The 22,871-nt window shown below is 39.0% G+C and carries 11 protein-coding genes; 5 read left to right on the top strand and 6 right to left on the bottom strand.

What is annotated here, in order from left to right; all coding sequences use genetic code 11:
• Window positions 1-59: 59 nt before the first annotated feature.
• The 5 genes from rpoN to BACPLE_RS16960 all read left to right on the top strand — a co-directional run bounded on the left by rpoN (window position 60) and on the right by BACPLE_RS16960 (window position 5,020).
• Window positions 60-1,541: an RNA polymerase factor sigma-54 gene (gene rpoN / locus BACPLE_RS16980; RefSeq protein ID WP_007564198.1), complete on the top strand. Its 1,482-nt coding sequence runs from the start codon at window positions 60-62 to the stop codon at window positions 1,539-1,541.
• Window positions 1,542-1,634: 93 nt separating this feature from the next.
• Window positions 1,635-2,231: a hypothetical protein gene (locus BACPLE_RS16975; RefSeq protein ID WP_050792127.1), complete on the top strand. Its 597-nt coding sequence runs from the start codon at window positions 1,635-1,637 to the stop codon at window positions 2,229-2,231.
• A 34-nt stretch (window positions 2,232-2,265) separates the two neighbouring features.
• Window positions 2,266-2,646 (top strand): glycine cleavage system protein GcvH, encoded by a 381-nt coding sequence (gcvH, locus tag BACPLE_RS16970; RefSeq protein ID WP_007564194.1) that lies wholly within the window; start codon window positions 2,266-2,268, stop codon window positions 2,644-2,646.
• A gap of 18 nt (window positions 2,647-2,664) precedes the next feature.
• Window positions 2,665-3,174, top strand: coding sequence for a 5-(carboxyamino)imidazole ribonucleotide mutase (gene purE / locus BACPLE_RS16965; protein ID WP_007564192.1), 510 nt, complete (start codon window positions 2,665-2,667; stop codon window positions 3,172-3,174).
• Window positions 3,175-3,178: 4 nt separating this feature from the next.
• Entirely contained in the window at window positions 3,179-5,020 is a 1,842-nt protein-coding gene (locus BACPLE_RS16960; RefSeq protein ID WP_007564191.1) for a 4-hydroxy-3-methylbut-2-en-1-yl diphosphate synthase, read from the top strand.
• A gap of 205 nt (window positions 5,021-5,225) precedes the next feature.
• Here the strand turns inward: BACPLE_RS16960 and BACPLE_RS16955 are convergent, their stop codons facing one another.
• From BACPLE_RS16955 to BACPLE_RS16930, 6 genes are all read right to left on the bottom strand, one after another.
• A complete protein-coding gene (locus BACPLE_RS16955; protein ID WP_148374556.1) occupies window positions 5,226-8,015 on the bottom strand; it encodes a sugar-binding domain-containing protein in 2,790 nt (929 codons plus the stop codon).
• Between the two features lie 42 nt (window positions 8,016-8,057).
• Complete coding sequence (locus BACPLE_RS16950) at window positions 8,058-11,213, bottom strand: glycosyl hydrolase (protein WP_007564187.1); 3,156 nt, start codon at window positions 11,211-11,213, stop codon at window positions 8,058-8,060.
• 148 nt (window positions 11,214-11,361) lie between these two features.
• Window positions 11,362-13,278: a RagB/SusD family nutrient uptake outer membrane protein gene (locus BACPLE_RS16945; protein ID WP_007564185.1), complete on the bottom strand. Its 1,917-nt coding sequence runs from the start codon at window positions 13,276-13,278 to the stop codon at window positions 11,362-11,364.
• Between the two features lie 12 nt (window positions 13,279-13,290).
• The gene (locus BACPLE_RS16940; RefSeq protein WP_007564183.1) at window positions 13,291-16,464 is read right to left on the bottom strand and encodes a SusC/RagA family TonB-linked outer membrane protein; all 3,174 of its coding nucleotides are present in this window, start codon (window positions 16,462-16,464) and stop codon (window positions 13,291-13,293) included.
• Between the two features lie 422 nt (window positions 16,465-16,886).
• A complete protein-coding gene (locus tag BACPLE_RS16935; RefSeq protein ID WP_007564182.1) occupies window positions 16,887-19,547 on the bottom strand; it encodes a glycoside hydrolase family 2 in 2,661 nt (886 codons plus the stop codon).
• Between the two features lie 101 nt (window positions 19,548-19,648).
• Entirely contained in the window at window positions 19,649-22,864 is a 3,216-nt protein-coding gene (locus BACPLE_RS16930; protein ID WP_007564180.1) for a glycosyl hydrolase, read from the bottom strand.
• Between the last annotated feature and the right edge of the window lie 7 nt (window positions 22,865-22,871).

Raw genomic sequence — 22,871 nt, 5'->3', positions numbered from 1 at the left:
CTTTGAAGTTCATTTTAATTATTATTTTTGCACGCTGTTAACTCAAGACAACAATAAAAATGGTACAAGGTTCACGTCAGGTACAGACACAGGCACAACAACAAGTACAGACCCTGTCTCCTCAACAGATACTGGCTGTCAAGTTGCTGGAACTTCCGACTCTGGAGTTGGAAGAACGGATTCACGCTGAATTGCTGGATAATCCGGCACTCGAAGAAGGAAAAGAAACTTCCGACGCTTCCGATGCCCTCAACGATGAGTACAATACGACTGACCAAGACGGAGAACCTAATACCGATTCAGGTGAGGACATCGAACTGGGTGATTACCGCACCGAAGACGATATTCCGGATTACAAATTGCAGGAGAACAACCGCTCCAAAGAAGACCGGGCGGAAGACATTCCTTTTTCGGACAACGTATCTTTCTACGAAACGCTGAAAGAGCAGCTCGACATGCAACACCTTACTCCAGAACAGAAGCAATTAGGTGAATACCTTATCGGCTCTCTCGATGACGACGGACTGCTGCGTAAATCCACTGAAACGATTCTCGATGAACTGGCTATTTACCAGGGAGTCTACACTTCCGCAGAAGAGCTAGAGCATGTGCTTTCAGTGATTCAGGACTTTGACCCCGCCGGCATCGGTGCCAGAAGTCTGCAAGAGTGTCTGCTCATCCAGATTCGTCGGAAAGAAGATTCTCCGCTCAAGCAGATTGAACTGGACATCATCGGAAAGTGTTGCGAGGAGTTCACCCGCAAGAATAAAGACAAGATTATTCAGAAACTGAATATTACAGAAGAACAATATAATGCGGCTGCCGCCGAACTGACCAAGCTGAATCCGCGACCGGGAAGTTCCATGGGAGAAGCCATCGGGAAAAACCTGCAACAGATTATCCCTGATTTCCTGGTAGAGACGGAAGACGACGGCACGATTAACCTCAGCCTCAACAACCGGAACGTGCCGGAACTGCGACTGAGCCGGGAATTTACCGAACTGCTGGACGAACACACCCGCAACAAACAGAACCAGAGCAAAGAATCAAAAGATGCCCTGATGTTCCTCAAGCAGAAGGTAGATGCGGCACAAGGATTCATCAATGCCGTGAAACAACGCCAGCAGACGTTACTCAGCACCATGCAGGCCATCATCGACTTGCAACGCCCGTTCTTCGAAGAAGGGGATGAGTCGCTGCTCCGTCCGATGATTCTGAAAGATGTGGCTGAACGTACAAAGTTGGACATTTCCACCATCTCTCGTGTGAGCAACAGCAAATATGTACAGACCAACTACGGCATTTATCCGTTGAAATTCTTCTTCAGCGACGGCTACACGACCGAAAACGGCGAAGAACTGTCCGTCCGTGAAATCAAGCGCATCCTGAAAGAATGCGTGGCCAGTGAGAACAAGGAAAAGCCTTACACTGACGATGAGCTGGCCGATATGCTGAAGGAAAAAGGATACCCCATTGCCCGCCGCACTGTGGCCAAGTACCGCCAGCAACTGAATATCCCCGTAGCAAGATTAAGAAGATAACATATTGATATGGAAGAAACCAGTATCCCCGATGAACTGACTTATCATGAACCGGCTCCCCGCCATGCTGGGGAACCTCGCGATGCCCTGTTTATGACTGCCCGCATCGTATCACTCATCTTTACGCCGTTCATGGTACCGTTTGTGGCATTCTGCCTACTTTTTTTCTTTACTTATCTGAACATCATGCCCCTGCAGTACAAACTGACAGTCTTAGGGCTGGTGTATTGCTTCACCATCCTGCTACCAATGCTGGGCATCTATCTGTTTCAGAAAATCAACGGCTGGACACTCCACGAACTGGGACACCGCGAAAAGCGTTTTATCCCTTACGGAATGACCATACTGAGCTACATGGCCTGCCTGCTGACGATGTATCGCATACACCTGCCACGCTATATGAGCGGCATCATCGTAGCGACCCTGATTTGCATGGTCATCTGCACAGCCATCAATACACGTTGGAAAATCAGCACCCACATGGCCAGCAGCGGCATGATGGTAGGCGGATTGCTGTCCTACAGCTTCATCTTCCAGTTCAATCCGGTAGAATGGCTATGCTTCTTCATCCTGCTTGCCGGCATGTTAGGTTCAGCCCGTATCATCGTCAAGCAACATACTTTAAATGAAGTGACAGGCGGGTTTTTCGTCGGTTTATTTTGTGGTATCACGGGAATTTTGTTTATTTGAAAACTGATTATCTTAAACTTTAAATTTATTCAATATGGAATTCCCAACTAACATTAAGTACACCAACGAACACGAATGGATTCGTTTGGAAGGCGACACTGCCTATGTAGGTATCACAGACTATGCACAGCAACAGCTGGGCGACATCGTTTTCATCGACGTAACCACAGAAGGTGAAACGCTGGATAAAGGCGAAGTATTCGGTACCATCGAGGTAGTGAAAACAGTTTCAGACCTGTTCCTCCCCATCGGAGGCGAGATTCTGGAAGTCAACCCGCAACTGGAAGAACATCCGGAACTGGTAAACCAGGATCCTTACGGCGAAGGCTGGATTATCAAGCTGAAACCTACGGATGCCAGCGAACTGGACGATCTGCTGGACGCTGCAGGCTACAAAGAGATTATTAACGAATAACTAAAATAAAAACAACGAATGAAACCAATTGTAAGTATCATTATGGGCAGTACTTCTGACCTTCCAGTAATGGAAAAGGCCGCCAAGCTGCTCGATGAAATGCAAGTCCCGTTTGAAATGAATGCCTTGTCGGCTCACCGCACTCCTGCTGAAGTAGAGAAGTTTGCGAAAGAAGCTGCCGGACGTGGCATCAAGGTAATCATCGCGGCTGCCGGAATGGCTGCTGCACTGCCGGGAGTAATTGCAGCCAACACCACCCTTCCGGTTATCGGAGTGCCTGTAAAAAGTTCTGTACTCGACGGTGTAGACGCACTCTACTCTATCATCCAGATGCCTCCCGGGATACCTGTGGCTACAGTAGCCATCAACGGTGCCATGAATGCTGCTATCCTGGCCGTACAGATGCTGGCCCTGAGCGATGCAGAACTGGCTCAAAAGTTTGCAGCTTACAAGGAAGGTTTGAAAAACAAAATCGTAAAAGCCAACGAAGAGTTGAAAGAAGTCAAATACGCTTATAAGACAAACTAACTGAATGAATTACTTCAACTATTCTCGCCGACAGGCGAACGAGGTATATGTAGGCGCCACTCCTATGGGTGGCGCTTATCCTATCCGTATACAGAGTATGACGAATACCGTCACCATGGATACTGAAGCTTGTGTGGAACAGGCCAAGCGTATCATTGAGGCGGGAGGAGAATACGTACGTCTCACCACACAAGGAGTACGTGAAGCAGAGAACCTGCAGCATATCAATGCATCTCTGCGTGCCCAGGGATACCAGACTCCTTTAGTGGCCGATGTACATTTCAACCCAAAAGTAGCCGAGGTAGCGGCCTTGTACGCTGAGAAGGTACGTATCAACCCGGGCAACTATGTAGATGCTGCCCGCACCTTCAAGCAACTGGAGTATACGGATGAAGAGTATGCAAAAGAAATCCAGAAGATACGCGACCGTTTCATCCCCTTCCTGAACATCTGTAAGGAAAATCACACAGCCATCCGCATCGGAGTGAACCACGGTTCGCTGTCCGACCGCATCATGTCGCGCTACGGAGATACTCCGGAAGGCATGGTAGAATCGTGCATGGAGTTCCTGCGCATCTGTGTGGAACAGAATTTCATGAACGTGGTCATCTCTATCAAGGCTTCCAATACGGTCATCATGGTACGCACCGTCCGCCTGCTGGTAGAACAGATGGAAAAAGAAAACATGGCTTTCCCGCTCCACTTAGGAGTGACAGAAGCCGGCGACGGAGAAGACGGCCGTATCAAATCAGCCTTAGGTATCGGTGCCCTGCTGTGCGACGGACTGGGTGACACCATCCGCGTATCACTGAGTGAAGCGCCCGAAGCAGAAATTCCCGTAGCCCGCAAACTGGTAGATTATGTATTGAAACGCGAAGGACATCCCTACATTCCAGCAACCGAAGCTCCGGAATTCAACTACACGCACCCCAGCCGAAGAGAAACCGTAGCCGTAGGTAACATCGGAGGCGACCAGCTTCCGGTAGTCATCTCAGCCCGTCTGAACAACGACCTGGAAGTAAGCGAACAGTTCAAGCCCGACTACCTGTACTGCGGCCAACGCTTGCCCGAAAACTGCAGAACGGACATCGGTTACATTGTGGATGCCTGTGCCTGGGACGGCAGCGAACACACCTATCCGGCTTTCAACTACCAGCAGTTGATTGAACTTCATCACCATCCGGCAAAAATGAAATTCCTCTTTACTTCTTATTTAGGACTGAATGAAGAGGTAATGGCTTGCCTGCGTCTGCATCCGGAAGTGGTCATCGTGGCTCAAAGCAACCACTACAACCGCTTAGGTGAGTTCCGTGCATTGGCACACCAGCTGATGAACCAGGGACTGAAAAACCCGTTGGTATTCTTCCAGCTTTACCAGGAAACCGAAACAGAGGACTTGCAAATCAAGTCGGCTGCCGACATGGGTGCCTTGATTATCGACGGCCTGTGCGACGGTATCCTGCTCTACAACCACGGCAACCAAATCAGCAACCTGAAAGTGGACGAAACCGCCTTCGGTATTCTGCAAGCAGGACGTATCCGCACCTCTAAGACTGAATATATCTCTTGTCCGGGTTGTGGACGTACATTGTACGACCTGGAATCGACCATTGCCCGCATCAAGGCTGCTACGGCTCACCTCAAGGGACTGAAAATCGGCATCATGGGCTGTATCGTCAACGGTCCGGGTGAGATGGCCGACGCCGACTATGGCTATGTAGGTGCCGGAAGAGGCAAAATCAGTCTGTACAAAAAGAAGGAATGTATTGAAAAGAACATTCCGGAAGAACAGGCTGTAGAAAAACTGATTGAGCTGATTAAGGCAAACGGAGATTATAAAGGCTGATTCTCCGGCTCAGATATAAAAAACCGTCTGCATGGATCTTGATTTTTTCAAAGCATGCAGACGGTTTTGTATATCTATTCATCACATTATGAATTCCACCGATATTTCTTCTCTCTATAGGTATATTTATCTGATAAAGTTTAACATACAGTTTATACCATCTCAAATAAGAAAATAATCTCTATCCATAAATAAAGAACAGCAATCACAATACAAGTAAACTTTGAGGACAAACATTTAAAATTGGTTTAAAATTATCACTACACATATATTTTTTCAAACTATATAATAACTGCTTTGCTTCCACCCTTTTATCCATATTTTGCCAGAAATCAACCCCCGATACGAGCAGTTTTCCTTTACCCACTTTAACTTCAAATAACAAAGCTAACGGACGGTTAGTAAACCAGTCATCAATAACCCGCACAATTGGTTTAAGGTTCTTATCAATCTTTGCTGTTTCTATAGCACTAGAATAACTCATAGCATCCCACCACTGATAATCACTGTAATACTCTGTAGGGAACTCTGAAAGTGCCGGATGAGCAGGGTTACACAGGATACCCAACGTGTGAGGTGCTTGCCCCAACGTCCAAGATGTATTCCAGAAGATACTGGAGAACCCTATCTCTACTTCACCTCCCGCTTCGGCAGGCAAGGAGCCTTTCCGTAAAGAAAGCAGTACGTTGCCACCTTCCTGAAGACGTTGCAACGCTTTTGTATCCAGACGGTCGGTCATCAGCAATTGTGCTTCATCAGCTACTTTCTGTACCGCAGCAGGATATACCCAGATGTGCCAGCTGTTGGCGTAATCTCCCAATGTAGCTTCCAGTGTCAGGCATGAAGGGACGTCCACCTTATCCAATGGAATCTCCAGTTGTCCCAGCGGAATACAGTTGCCAATACCTATCGGCTGGTGTGCCAGCTTGCCCGAAGCGATTGTCTTTCCTTCTTTTGTTTTCAGGGTCCAGGCAGTAGAAGTCACCTCCAGCGGAGCAGCTCCGAAATGTGCCACTTCCAGACTTCCTTTCACCGTTTCCTGGTTGGTGTAAATCAGTTTCGGCAAACGCAGCAATGGTACCGTACTGTTACAGAAACGACGGTATTCTTCCGGACGTATGTAGCCTTTTTCTTCCCAGAACGCATCGAGCACTCCTACCAAAGCCGTACCCTGCCCCGGGAAATCAGACAAGCCCAGCAACTGGAATCCACCAAAGTCTTTTGTACGCAAAGCAGCTTCGATATCGGCCTTATAACACAACGCCTGCAATTTTCCGGAAGCCAGCAGGAAGCTGTCAGCCAAATGTGCCATACCGTTTTCAGCCAGTGTTTCCTGGAATATCTCAAAATTACGCGGACGCATCACCCCGTCGTATTTGGCCATTTCCTTGAAGTTGGGATATACACACCACTGCCCGATTTCGTGGCTCACCATCGGCTGCTGAAAACGTCCGATGTATTCTGACCAGTCATAGTCGGTACTTGGAGGTTGTGAATTAATAATACTATTCAAACCTTGTTTCCACCCTTGGATGCGTGGTGTAGGATCACTCAAAAAATCATTAATCAGAAGATTAGGCCACCCTGCTCCGGAGCAATATAAACGGCGTCCATCACATTCCTTCCAAAAAGATATAAAATTAGACAAATAAGCAGAGCACCTTTTACCTGCTGGCTCATTTCCATACATCATCATACAGAATGAAGGGTGATTCCCAAACTCACGAACAATACGTTTACTTTCTTCCCAAATAAAATAATCTAAATCGCTTCCGTCACCAATCGTAGTAGATAAATTAGCCCAAGAAGAACACTCTATCTCCAAATATATTCCCAATTCATCTGCTGCAACAAAAGCAGCTTTAGGTGGACACCAAGAATGAAAACGCACATGATTCAATCCATGCCGCCGACAGGCTGTATAAATCTTTTTCCACGACTTCACATCTGTAGCAGGGAAACCAGTTTTCGGAAACACAGCACATTCCAATGTACCACGCAAAAATAATTGACGATCATTAATCATCAATTTACGATCAACGATCTTTATATCACGGAATCCAAAACGATCTATATATACATTTATCTCACCAGTCTTATTATCCTTCACACTCAACTTCAAATCATATAAGAATGGAGAGAATTCATCCCAGCACTTGATATTTCCTTTCATTGTCAGCGATACCATCACTTGATTCTCACCCGGTTTCAATGTATACTGTTGCCATGCCTTTTCATTACCTACCACTATTTCCAGTACCACATTGGCATCTTTATTATTACGGTTCATTAGATAAGCCAACACATTGACTTTCTTATGCAAACGTTCAGGCATAACCTTAACAGAAGAAATATTTACTTTCGGTCTAACTTCTAAAAACATATCACCTACCACACCGTTCCAATTTCCTTGAGTATGATCCGCAAGACTATGTGAACTATTTCCCGGGTCTATGTTCTTAATTCTATTATCTACACATAAAACCAATACATGTTTTCCGGTAGAAAGTTTTCCAGTCAAGTCATAACGATGAGGAGCACCAAGTGCATTTTGCATTCCTATTTCTTCTCCATCAACCCATAATCGAGTTTCCCAATGACAACGTTCCAAAAAGAATAAAATATCTTTTCCTTTCCAATCACTCGGTATAATCACTTCTTTCTTATACCAAGCTTTTCCTTTATAATATTTCATCGGTTGCAACCAGAAAGGGATTTTTATATTCCCTTTTCTACGATATTTGGCATACTTCTGTTTAAAGAAATAAGAAGAATCACTGATACCACTTGTCCAATCTGTATTAATTGAAATATCTTCTCCTAATCCATTAGAAGTCATTGACCCTGGTAAATATATATTCCGACTCCAGTCCACACTATCTGTAGAAAAAGACCACAAGCCTGATAAGTCAATCCTATTATTAGAATATCCATAAATAAAATTGAATAAACTCAATAATATATTTATTATAAATCCTAATCTTCTAGAATACATAAATACTAAATTTTCTTCTCGTTTAACCATAAATACAGTCAATCAATCTGAGGCTTTTAATAAACATATATCCCCAATAATGCCAGAAGGTAGTAACTTTTGAGTCGACTTAATGTTATCAACCGAAATCCATGTGTCTCTTTCATTTATAGAATATGCAGACTGATATATTAATTGATTAGCCCAAGAATTTGAAACAATAATTTCCAAAGAATTACTTCCTTCCCGCAAAAAAGAAGAGATATCAACACAATAAGGTTCTGTCCAAAGCGTAGAAATATCTTTATTATTTAAACGAACATGTCCTATAGCAATAAGCGTATCTATTGATAGAAAATACTTCTCTTTCGATTGCTTATCTGATAGTATAAATGAAGTTTCATAAGTTGCCGTTCCAGAAAAATACTTAATTCTATCATCTTCTGATTTACTCCAATCAAACAATGAATCTGTACAAACCTTAAAATCCTGTTTCAAATCTTTATTTACAAAATGTATATTCCAAGGACCTTGAATCTTCTGCACCACGTTTTTCTGTGGATAATTCATATCAAATGCCAATATTCCATTTTGTGATTTACCATCATCTAAAAATACAATAAAACAGCTTTCATTTACATCTAAAACAACAGGTACCTTAGTAGATGTCTCATTACTCTGGAAAGAAGCTAACTTACGGTTACTTCCATCAAGTGCATTCCACAATTCTGGTAATTTATTTTTTACCCGAAACTCAATTGTTGTCTGTATTTTTTCTTGCCCTTGATTTGTCAGGAAATAAATATCACCATGTTCTAGCTTACGATGTGTCCAATGTAAGGTTTCTACATCTGACTTCAAATCTTCAACAACTCCTTCCTCTCGTAATACGTCATTTACAGGCACATTACAATACACCTTGCCTTTACCAACTTTTCTTACAATAGGCTTCTGATTAGAAACATCTAAGGCCCCCCATATCTTATGAGCTATACTTTTCACCACTTCATCACACTCAGGGTATCCAGATAAACTTGGAGACTTCACAGGAGGATTTCCTACAATTACGGCTCCTTCACTTATTAATTCTTCTATTTTTCTTAAAACCTCTGGACGCATAGTGGACAAAGGAGGCAATAACATCACAGAATATTCCACCCCCTCAGGTAAACATAATTTTCCATCATTCACTGTAAGCCGATTTAAGATTACATCTGAATTAATGAAATCAAAAGAATAACCAGATGACATAGACTTATCTTTCCATCCATCCATCGAAGGAGCATCTTCTCCAATAAATATGCAAACATCATTCACAGGAAGCCCTTGCTGTAACATAAAGGAACAACGGCGCTGATAATCAATCCAAGATTTAGATTGCTCAAACCATGTATTTTTACGATTATACTCAATCCCAAACCAAGCATTAATTCCTGGTGTTTTATCTTCATATGGTTGATGTATATATACATGCATTACTACCTGATTAATCCCCTGAGTATAACTCCAGTCTCCTTTTTGCTTTAAATCTCTTGGTGTTCGTTCAAAATACTTACCACCTGCTGTATAAGACTCGGCATATACTTTATTTTTCCCATAGATATGACATGAAGATGAAGCTAATTTACATTCTGGTGAAGGCCCAGAGTTAGCCCAAAATTCTCCACCCACATAATCTGAGAAACTTCCATAATATAAAAATTCAGAAGGATACCCCCAATGTCCATAATTTTCAAGCCACAAATCAAGTCCATGCTTATGGGCCACTTCCTTTAAACCTCCCACATATTGTTCAGCAATCTGATTAGCTATTGTTCTTCTCATATCCCATAAGAAACGATTTGATTCTTCTTCAGAACCAATCACATCTCCGGTCAAAACTGGAAGCCAAGGAAGTGGATCATATCCCATAGAAGCCCTAAAAATATCCCGGAAATTATCCGTCCAGTTTTGTGGGCCTACTTCATAACTATCTACTATAAGCTTCTTTAAAGATCTTAACTCATCCTTGCTCAAACCATCCATAATATCACCAACATAAGCATCAAAATGAGACTGACATACATTCTTATTCATCTTATCTATCTCTAATCCAGTAGCAACAGGGGCAGCAGGAACATTAGTTGTTCTAGTAGGTACCATTCCAATTCTAAGAATATTCCATTCTCCCTCAGGAGCATTCCATGTCAAAACATTATTATCCAAGAAAGATGAAATATCTATCACATCTTTTTCTGTTACAAAATCAACCTGGTTTGACTGCGCATTACTATCCCATACATGTGTATTCCATTGCGGGGTAGTAACATTCGGCAGTTTATTTAACCACTTCTCCGTAAATTTTTCTAGTTTCACAGCCGAAGACAGACTAATTTCTCTCAACTCAAAATTTTCAGGAAGATTTGTCAATACTACTCTGAACTCCTTAGCTACTTCACGAGGAAATGCCATAGCCAAAGGTCCATCAGGAGTAGGTCCCAACTGCAAACTAGTATTTGATCGATCAAAAAATAATTGTTTTACCATTTTAAACTCATTTCCCGACTTCTTCAGCAATTTACAGGTTGTATTAAATCCTTTACCTGTAGGATAAACTAACAAACTTCTTGCAGCAAAAGAATCCTCAGCCACAATGTCGATCACTAAAGAATCAAGACGACGATTATCGAATCTACATTGACTTTTCAAATCTACATCAAACAAAGAATTTAAGGAGGTGGATTTACAATTTGAATAAACAGATTGAGGTTTTAAGCAAATGTCATTTATCTTTGGATATGCCAATACTGCTACATCCTGAAAGGTTGTATCCGAAGGTTGTAACACCTCCTGTATTAATTTTCCCCCTTTCACTGTAGCTGCAACATACGTTAAATACCGCATAGATTGCTCAGGTTTCACCCAAGGCCCACCAGATTGACTCCAACCTGGGGAATTAAATAAACTAATATCAATCCCTAATCTCGTACCTTCTTTTATTGCATGCTGCATACATTCTTTCCATTCTGGACTTAATGTCTTTAATTTCCCAGGGGTTCCCCCCTCATAGATATTACCAATAAAGACTTCTCCTATTCCAACTCGAGCCATAGCCTCCAAGTCTTTAGTAATACCCTCCTTTGAAACATGTTCATTCATCCAATACCAATAAATAGCAGGTCTTGTAGACTCTGGAGGATTTTGAAAACTCTCTTCTAGAAATGCCCGATCAGGTTTCATACTACACCCTAAAAACAGACAACTTAATATCACACAAAAAAAATAATAATATATTTTCATATTCTACATGCTAGGATCTACTATATTTAAAATGGAATCATTTTCAGCAAAATATTTTTGCACTTTGCTGAAAATGATTCTCTTTATGTTATCTCATTTCTTCCTCTAATGCCTCCTGAAGATTATCAATTGATTTAATGCTAGGATCATACCCTGAATAACCTTTATTTTGCCGTAAAGGTGTTACTATATTTAAATCAATATCTTTTTGAGGAATAGGCCAATAAATATGGTACGGTGCAATTGTATATGGCATACTTGTATTTGGAGTCACTTTCTTATTATAGTAATCATTATATTTGTCAATTCTTTGGAACCAATAGCTATCTTCTGATAAACCATCAACAGTATATCTCTTTCCAAATTCATCTTGCTTACCGGTCCTTGCAAATATATAAGAAACACGACTTAATTCTGTATGACGAAATTCTTCAAAAAATAACTCACGAGCTCTCTCATCCATAATCACTCCCATATTCATATCAGCTGCAGTAAAAAGCTTTGTACAACGTGCTCTTTTACGTACTTCATTTACATCAGCTGCTGCTTTCTCCAAATTTCCTTTCCAAAAATAAGCTTCAGCTCTCAATAAATAAGTTTCAGCTAAACGATAAAAATACCAATGGGCAGCACCTCCATTATAAGAAGTAGAAGATTCGGCCTCAGGACATTCAATCCATAATTTATAATGGGGCCATTCAAACCAGTTAGTTAATGTATCTTTACACAACAATCTATCCCCATCCCATTTACGAATATTTTTACCAGCCCAAGGATTATTCTGCTGGAATAAAGCCGGGTTATTATATTTCAAATTTTCCATCACCATCCAGTTTCCACTTTCTACATCATGACGTAAATCTGTAGGATCATTTAGCCAAACAGAATGTTCACTATACCAAGTTGGACGTATCATACCAATTCCTCGCCCAAAAGCTTTACGATAATCAAAATATTCCCAACTAATATCCATACCAATCTTTCCATCTGGTGTCTGAATTCCTGTAGTTCCTCCACCTGCCCAAAAAGGTACAGCATTGCGCATGGTGTTCATTCGAACTCTACTAGCTACATAATCTTCACTATTCACCAAATAGTGTATTGCCTCTTTATTTTCTGGAATCACCTTATTTTCTGGACGATGTAAATCCCATATCGGATTTCGTTTAATCGGATGCTCAACAGGCATTGGATTAATAAATGTTCCAAAATTCTCTTTCATTAAAGCATATCCAGAATTATCTATCAATTCATTAGCTTGCTCTATAGCTTTATCAAATTCACCTTTAGCTAAATAACATTTTATCAATAATTGTCGGCAAGCTCCCTTAGTTATCATTCCTCCCTTCTCAGCAACTGCTGGAACATGCTCCACAGCAAACTCCATATCTGAAGTAATCATGTCCAAAATAACTTCTCTCTTGGTAGATTTATAATTCAACTTCGGAGCTGAAGGAACCTTCGTTAGTAACGGAACATCTCCAAACTGAAAAAGGAAATTAAAATAGACAAATGAACGATGAAAATATGCCCTACCTAACATTTTATCACGTATTTCAGGATCTACTCCTGCTATTTTAGGAAGGTTTTCCAAAACTGTATTTGCATATTTAATACCTTGGAATCCCCAAACCCAAAAATATGCAGTACGATTAGTCCATCCAGAATCATTCTTTCCATCAGGTACCAATTGGGTTATTACATCGATAGAAAAATCATTAACGTAAGTCGCTCCTGACGCACCTATAACAGCTATATCAGAAAATATCATCTCTGTTACAATAGGAGGATTATCCGTTGTACTAACATAAGTATAATATTGTCTAAGATTTAAATCACATGTAGCTAAAGCGGCTTCAAGTCCACTAACAGTAGAAAACACATTTTCTGGATTAAACTCAGAAAGAGGGTCTGGCTTTAAAAAATCATCTGAGCAATTAGTGAAAGTGCTAGAAAGCACCAATAAAGACACTATGAATACGGACTTATTAATTATTTTTTTCATATCTAAAATTATTTAAAAAGTGACACTAGCTCCGAGAGTAAAAGTTCTAGGCATAGGGCCTTCTGTCTCTGGATCCCATCTTTCCCATTCTTTTGTCCAAACGGCTACATTTCTTACACTACCATACAATGTTAATGCCGATATACTAAATTTAGACAGCCATTTCGACGGCACTCGATAAGCCAAGGATATATTCTCCAGTCTAATAAAAGATTTATCTATAATTTTTACAGGATTAGCTACTTTAGAAGTAGGTTTTAAACTAGCATATTCATTTGTTGGATTTTCAGGTGTCCAATATTTCTGCACCCAAATATTCTGTCGTCCAATAAAGTCTCCTCCATGCAGGTATTCAGTATCTGTTGTTTTATGCCCCCATAATGAATAGAGATTCATTGATAAAGAAAAATCCTTAAATAGAGTGAACTCATTTCTAAAAGACCAACGAAATTTGGGGCTTCTAGAACCTAAGAACTCTTTATCTTCTTCACCATATGGTCGTACACTGATATCGCCTTTATGCAGAACCTTCGGGTCACCCGGTTTTTGTCCATACTTAGCAGCCTCTTCCTCTTCTCCAAGTTGCCAAATTCCTAACAATTTATAATCCCAGATTTCATTAATATCGTGTCCTATAAACCATCTGTTTCCCACATCATCCATTTCCTTTTGACCAATTATATTTCCATGCTCATCCAGAATATCTGTATAAATACCATATAAATGTTTAATCTCATTCCGATTTAGTGAGAATGTAGCCGTACTACTCCACTCAAAATTTGGTCGACTTATATTTACTGAGTTTAAAGTAATTTCCACCCCCTTATTCACAATCTCTCCCAAATTAGAAGTTACACTTCCAAAAGAAGTAATTGTTGGTAACGAACGATCTAAAATTACATCTGTAGTTGGCATATAATAAGCATCAATACTACCATTTATACGTTGTCCTAAGAATCCAAAATCTAATCCAACATTCCATGAAGCAGTTTTTTCCCATTTCAAATTCAAATTCTGCATTTTATTAACGTACATTCTGGTACTCTCTCTAATGGAATTATCTGTTGGATCAATATATGGATAAACTCCATTGGCACTCATACCAGACAGTGCACTATAAATACCAATCTCCCGGTTACCATTCGTTCCGTATGAAAGTCTTAATTTACCTTGTGACATAGCTTCCCACTTAAAAAACTTTTCATTGGCGAAATTCCATGCAAAAGCCCCGGAGTAAAATGTTGCTCTCGGATTATTAGATCCAAATGCTGAGTATCCATCACGTCGTACCGTAAATGTACCAGTATATCGATCATCATATCCATATATCACACGACCTAATAAAGCGTCCCCCGTACTATGATCATCATAACAGGAAAAAGCAGATTTCAGTTTATTAGCATTTTGCACATAGTGAAATCCCAATGCATCTGTAGGACTAAAATCACGTGCTTCAATACGATCCTTCCAAGAACGATGTTCTTCAGCTTCATGTGATAAAGTCAAATTAAACGAATGTTTTTCATTAAATGTATATTCCCATGAAATAACCTGATTATAAAGCCAGTCAAATCTCTTAGATTGTTCTCGATTTACAGCTCCATTATGACTGGTTTGCCATAAAGGATGTTGTGAAGATTGATGAAAACGATCCCAATACCATTGAAAACGAGGAGCAAAACTGATAGTATAATTAATATTAAAAGGCAATTTTATTTTTGCATTCAAAATAGTGTTTAGAACTGTATACCCTCTATCAAGAGATGAATATTGTAAATCATACCAATAGTTATATCCTTCATTAAGCGGATTTACTCCCATCGGTCGCAATTCAAGATTTCCATCTTCATCATAAGGAAGTGCATATGGACTATTTGCCGTACATGATCGATTCCAATCAATAGCCAAATTTCCATCCGTTCTATTTTGGAAATTAACATTAGCTCCGATTTCCAGGAACTTTGTAATAGAAGCATTTAATTTCAGGTTTGATCGAATAGTCTTATATTCATCTCCAACAATCACTCCTTTAGAATCATAATAACCTAATGAAAAATAATAGTTCAAAGATTTACTATTTCCAGAAACACTTACATTATAATCCTGACGACTTCCTGTCTGAAAAGATGCATCATACCAATCGTATGTTTTTCCATTAAAATAGTTCTCTCTTTCCTTATTAAATAAACCTAACCGATTTAGCCAAGTTTCATCATCTGAAACAGACGTTGTAGCCCCTGTATAAGCTCTCCATTCTTCAATCGAGATACCATATTTCTGCAGATTCTCAGCCGTAGGTCGCAACCACTTAGCCGGAGTTTCATAACCATTTGAAGCATTTTGTAAGTCTGATCTAAAATTCAGGTATCCTTCCGCATCATATAAATCCCGATTTGCCCCCATAGTAACAAAGCCATAGCTTGCATCTAAACGAATAGTCGGCTTTTCTGATTTTCCTTTCTTGGTAGTGATAATAATAACTCCATTAGCAGATTTGGCTCCATAAATTGCAGAAGCAGAAGCATCCTTCAACACATCAATTTGCTCGATATCCTGAGGATTAATTTCTGATAATTCACCAAAGAAAATCATATTATCTACTACAATCAAAGGCGAAGTATTTGCTTTTAAAGAACGTTGACCACGTATTTGCAAACTCGTATTTCCTTTTGCAGTATTAGAAATTCCTACATGCAAACCAACTGCTCCCATTCTCAAAATATCTTCTACCGTAGCAGGGCTTTCATTACTTAACTTATCAGGTCGTATTTGTGACACAGATCCCGTCAAATCCTTCTTCTTTACAGAACCATATCCTATAACCACAACTTCATCAAGTACCTTTGCCGCATCTTCCGACATTAATATATCAAAATATTTTTTACTGCCTACAAGTATCTCTTGCTTAGCATAACCTAAATAAGTAACAATCAATTTATCCGTAGCAGCAACTCCTGAAAGGACAAATTGTCCATCTAAATCTGCAACCGTCCCTGTTCCTTTCCCTTTTACTTCAATAGCAGCCCCGATAAGCGGCTCTTTTGTGGTTTTATCAGAAATTTTTCCTTTGATTTCAAAAGTCTGAGCAAATACACATTGACTAAAAACAAAAACAAGTAAAACTCCAACAATTAATTTTTGCCATAGATGTGAATACATCTCTCCTAAGTGTTCCTTTTTATACATAATACCGATTTTTAATAATTAACATTTACAATTCAAAAACACAGAATTAAAAAATCTTTTTCCATAGGCGACATCAGGTTAATAACTTAAACATATTGATTATTTTATACACTAACTTATTATGCCTTAAAGAAGGAATTAATACAATTCATCATTTTAAAGGCCACTTTATCAAGCACCTTTATTGTTTTAATTTCACTAAAACAAAATTAGCAAAGCAAAAAAAGAGTAGACTTTACTTTTTGATATAAGAATCTAGCTTTTTGAGAAGAGTAAAAATCATTTTAAAAACGAATATTCAGAACGCTTATACTATAATAAAAGCAGTTTTACGGTATTTCTCTAAACCGCAAAACTGCTCAAATCTTCTCTTCATACATTCAACCTGTATGACTGTCATCCTAAATATAACAATCCCAAAGCTAATCTAACTTAAGAATACGAATTGCAGACAACATAGTTTCTCCTTTTACCGGAATAAAATCAATATTCAACCCGGAATTATTCATTACAGATACCGGAATCTTACAAATCATCGGGCGTCTACTGCCAACCTCAGCTTTTATATCTAAATTATGCAAAACACGTTTACCGTTAATGTCTACATGAAACATGCGCTCAGAAGCAGATTCATTTTTAATCTCCCCCAAATTATAAGCTAAACTCCCAGCTGTTTCACCAGTCAGTTCAACCCAATAAAAATAGATTATATAATCCCCATCAGGGACATCAGCCCTAAAACTTTGTAATCCGCGTCGTTGAGTCTGAAAAATTGGATCCTGATCTGTCCCCCAAATATCCAAGCTAGAAGCTGGTAAAGAGCCTTGATTAGATACATTTCGAAAAGCTTTCCCTCCGATATAGCCCCATCCATCCTCAGCATATGCTCTTTCTGGCATCCAAGCTAAATCAGCATCACGATCTTCGAAAAAGCGATTAGAGCCTAACATCATGTTTAACTCCCTAAAATTACCATACATTCTTGGCTTATCTGGAACTAAATTCATATTCAATCTATACAGGTCACTCACAGTTTTACCATCCTTCACTATTTTAGCCTCCAAAGTATTGATACCATTTATAAAAGGAACATCAAATATTGCCATTCCGTTTTTCACTTCAGCCACCATTTCTATACTATCTTGATTCACCTTTAGTGTAACCTTATCAGCATTACTGAACACTTGTATTGGATATTTGCCAATACCGTCAGAATTAGAAACACCTGTTCTATTCATCCAGTCGCATCCACCAATAGCAACGTAAGGCTCTTTCAACAACTTAGCCTGATAGTATCGATACACATCTTTTGGAGTGCGGTTTAAAGTAAGAAGTCCTTTACAATTAATATGAGGAACTGCATCTTGACGTCCCTCCGAATGAAAATCATTCAAATTCCATACCGCAGAAGCTACCACAAAGTTTCGTTTCATAATTTCAGGTAAATAATGTCTATGAAACATTAAACCATAATCAACAGAATAGTCAAAACGTTCAGGAGTAAAAGAATGAATTCTTGCATCTACATCAGCACCATATTCACTCACTATAATCGGTGTTTGAGGGTATTTATGATGAAGCAGATCCAGCATCTTCTCAAATCCATCAAATGTTCCAGAATACCAACCATTATATAAATTTATACCTAAAATCTTCGGTAAACAAGTCAAATGAGTCATCTCATAAGCTGCAAGATTATTATGAATTGGAATCATGGTATATCTGTACGGATCTATTCTACGTACTGTATTCTCTATTTCAGACGCAATACCATAAATAAAATTATGATATTCTTCCTTATTGATATTTTTATCTCTCTCATACGGTGGACGCAACATGACTTCATTCATGTAAGTCCATATACAAACAGAAGGAGAATTAAAACACTGATAAAGCATTTCTTTCATCATTTCCACACAACAATGTGAAAACTCCTTTGTCATAGTAACCAAATCAATAACTGGAATTTCTACAGAAGTTATTATCCCCATTCTATCACAAGCAGACAATACCATGGGATCTTGAGGATAATGAGCTACACGTAAAAAATTACCTCCCATCCGTTGCAACAAACGAATATCACGCACATGCATTTCGTCACGTAACGCATTCCCTTTTTCTTCGTAACACTGATGGCGATTCGTTCCTATTAATTTCACTTTTTTCCCGTTTAATACAAAACCCTCATCCACTGAGAATGAAAAAGTACGAATTCCAAAATGGTTAACTAACACATCTAAAACTTCCCCTTTGGAGTCTACAATACGAGTTTGTAGTCTATATTGAGCTGGAGTTTCTGTATCCCATAATTCCGGCTCTTTTATAATCAAATCATCCGAAAATGACTGATTTACCCGATTGGCCAATAGACTTACCTTTTTTTTACTTGTTGCTACACACTTTCCCGAAGGAGACAAAACAGTACTTTCGACATACATAGTCACCTTTTCGGATAACATATTTGTCAACATATAATCTACGTGAACAGCAGCTTCTTTATCCGTTACTTTTGGCGTAGTAATATACACACCGGATGAAGCATAATGAGAAAGAGACACATGTACCGGGGATGTAGAAATCAAAGAAACGTCACGATAAAGTCCACCAAAGAAAGTAAAATCAGCAGACAAAGGAGGCACATTGATATCATGAGAGTTATCTACAGAAACAACCAACAGATTGATTCCCTCTTTTACAAAAGAAGTAATATCAAAACAAAAAAAAGTGTATCCTCCAACATGCTCACCCACTTTCGATCCATTAATAAACACTTCTGTTCGTTGATTAGCTCCTTCAAAATAAATATACAATGGTTGTGAAGCCATTTCTTTATCTACATAAAGCTTCTTACGATACCAACCCTTTCCTCTAGTATACCCCGGAGCATCATCAAGACAATCTTGATCATTCCAGGTATGAGGGACGGACACAACATTCCATCCTTCATTTCCTTCACATGTCTCACCAAATCGGAACTGCCAAGAATCATTGATACTATAGACAGTTCTCACACCTGCATAGCTTAACTGACTTAATAACAATAGAAAGATTAATGAGAACAAAACGCCTAAACTTCTTTTCATAATTATTTAATTAAAGTATTCTTATACCTCAAATCAATCTATCACAAAATACTAACATGCTCACAATACAAGAATTTCAACTAACACCACATTCTATACAACTAGTATTTATTACTAACAATCCAAGATTTACCTATAAGTCCTGAAGAAGCTAATGGCTGATTCGGATTGATATTCTCTTCTAACAACCAAGTTTTCCGTTCTTCTTTTTCTTTCTGTGCCTGCCAAACCAGTTGATTAACCCATAAGTTCGTTACAGTTACTTCCAATCGATTTTTACCCACTTTGACTTCGTCTGTAATATTTATTCTATATGGTGGACACCAAAGAGTACCTACATCTTGGCCATTCAATTTTATTGTTGCTATTACCTTTATATCTGAAAAACAAAGATAAAGAGGAGACTTCTTTTCAGTAATCTCAAAATCTGTCGAATAAACAGCAGACCCTGAGAAATATCTTACATTCGGATTATCAGACTTACTCCAATCAAATAAAGATTGTTCTTTCAAAGTAAAATCAGTTCCAAGCCATTTATTACTGAAATGTATATTCCAAGAGTTGGAAATATCAAGCAAACACTTGTCTTTAGGAAAGTTTTGTTCTACCTTAAGATCTTTATAATGCATACTTTTTGTTTCTTCCTGAAAAACGACAAAACAACTTTCTCCTGCCTCTAAATAAAGCGGAACAGTAGTACGTCCATTTTCATTTTTATATGCAGCCAAAAAGCGAGTAGAGCCATCTATTGCATTCCAAAGTTCAGGTTGTTTATTTGCAACTCTAAAAGAAGCATTAAAAACGGCAGGCTTATTCTTCTGATTAGACAGAAAATAAATATCTCCATCAGATAACCCACGATGAACCCATAATATTGAATCCTCCTGGATACTTAAATCCTCTTGAACATCTATATTTTTTAAAGCCTCATTCACAGATAATCCAGACATAACCAATCCTTTCCCAACTTTCCGTTTCACTATCTGAGACATATTATCTAAATCACCCCACAAATATTCAGATAGCGAACGCACCTGTGTGTCACATTCCGGATAATTAGACAAACTAGGTGAAGCCAAAGGAGGAATGCCCAAAATTTTTGCCCCGTTATCAACTAAGTCCCTAATCTTTTTCAACAAATTAGGACGCATTGTATTCAATGGAGGTAATACCAATAATGCATAACTATTACCATTGGGTAAGTACATACGTCCATTCTTTACGTACATCTGATTTTCAATTACGTCCGAATTTATAAAATCAAAATTATATCCCTTTGATAAAGATGTATCTTTCCAACCAGCCATCTTGGGAACATCTTCTCCTACAAAAAAACAAACATCTGCTACCGGCATCCCTTGCTCAAGCATAAAATAACAACGTCGCTGATAATCAATCCAAGATTTAGATTGTTCATACCATGTATTATTCCTATTATACTCTATACCAAACCATGCATTTACTCCCGGATATTTATTCTCATAAGGCTGGTGCATATATAAGTGTAAAACTCCATGATTAATTCCTTCACAATAGCTCCAGTCTCCTATACGTTTTAGTTCACCAGGATAACGTTCATAAAAACGTCCACTTGAAGTATAAGACTCAGCATAAACTTTCTTTTTACCATAAATATGACATGCGGAAGCTGCTAACCGACATTCAAAATCATTCATTCCATGAGTCCAGAACTCACCTCCTATATCATGAGACTGGCCACCATATTTAAGAAACTCAGATGGGAAGCCCCAATGCCCATAATTTTCAACCCATAACCTGATACCTTTATTCTCACATAATTTTCGTAAACCTCCTACATATTCATCTGCCACTTTATCAGCAATCATACGACGTATATCCCACAAGAAACGATTAGTTTTTTCCGCAGAATCAATAATTATTCCAGCAAGAGAAGGCAAATAAGGAAGTGGGTCATATCCATATCTAGCTATAAAATCCGGTCGCATATTATCAGTCCAGTTCTGAGGTCCCGTTTCATAACTATCCGCAATTATTCTATTAAATGCACGACTTTCCTTGGGAGATAGCCCATCCATTATCTGACCTATATATGCCTCGTAATGAGGAAGCAGCACCTCACGATTCATTTTATCAATTTCCAATCCAGTGGCATTGGGAGGGGCCGGAAGATTTGTCGTTCCTGTAGTAGTCATACCTATTCGCAATATCTTCCAGACACCTTTAGGAGCTTGCCAAAACACACTATCACCATGCAAGGATGAAGATATATTCCACACATCTTCTTTATTTAAGACCCCAGACTGATTGATTTGTTCTTGCGTACTCCACTGATATGCATTCCAACCTGGCTTCCAGGTATGAGGAAGTTTATTAAGCCACTTTTCATTATATTCTTCCAGTTTATTTTCCTCAGAGAGCTGTATATCTTCCAATTCAAAAGAAGCAGGAACACCATTAAACACTACTCTAAAATCACGCCCTTTCACTTCTCCAATTGCAGCCACCATCTCTGCATTCAATAAAGGTCCTAATTGCCTATCCTTATTAAGACGATCAAAAAAATGCTTTTTAACCAACTTATATTCCCCATCTTTCCATACAAAGACTTCACACGACACCTGAAAATTCATATTTGTAGGATTTACAGATAAACTTCGAGCCGTAAATTCTTTTTCATATGTAATATCAACACAAACAGATTGTCCCTGCTGATTTTTAAAAACACATTTTGTAGAACGATTTCTATCAAATAAATTACTTAACTTATCTCCTTCAGGAAAAGAATGGTAAGATATAGCTGTTTTTACTCTATCCTTATACCTAAAAGCTAACAAAGCTACATCCTGAAAGAATGGTTGAGGACGCGACATTTTCGCAGCCACCATTCCATCAGAACAAACAATCGTATCAGAATAAGTAAGATAGCGCATAGCATGATCAGGCTGTACCCATGGCCCTCCCGACTGACTCCAGCCTGGAGAATTAAAGAAACTTATTCTTATACCTAATCTAGCGGCCTCTTTAACTGCATGCTGCATACATTCCTTCCACTCTGGAGTAAAGATTTTAACAGGACCAGGAGGTAACCGTGTCAAATAAATATTTCCAAGAAAAACTTCTCCTATTCCAACTTTCGACATTGCCTCTAAATCTTTTGTTATACCATCTTTTGACAAATGTCCATTCATTAAATACCAATATACTATAGGACGAGTCGATTCAGGAGGACATACAAAGCCATGCTTTAAATAATCATCCTTTTTAAAAGAATTCGCACACAGTGGTAAACTAAACAACCACACTATAATAAAAATACCTACCTTGAAAAGTTTCATATTCCAA

The organism is Phocaeicola plebeius DSM 17135, from assembly GCF_000187895.1.
Lineage (GTDB): Bacteria > Bacteroidota > Bacteroidia > Bacteroidales > Bacteroidaceae > Phocaeicola > Phocaeicola plebeius.
The sequence above is the reverse complement of the archived record's forward strand: the minus strand, read 5'-3'. Positions and strand labels throughout refer to the sequence as shown.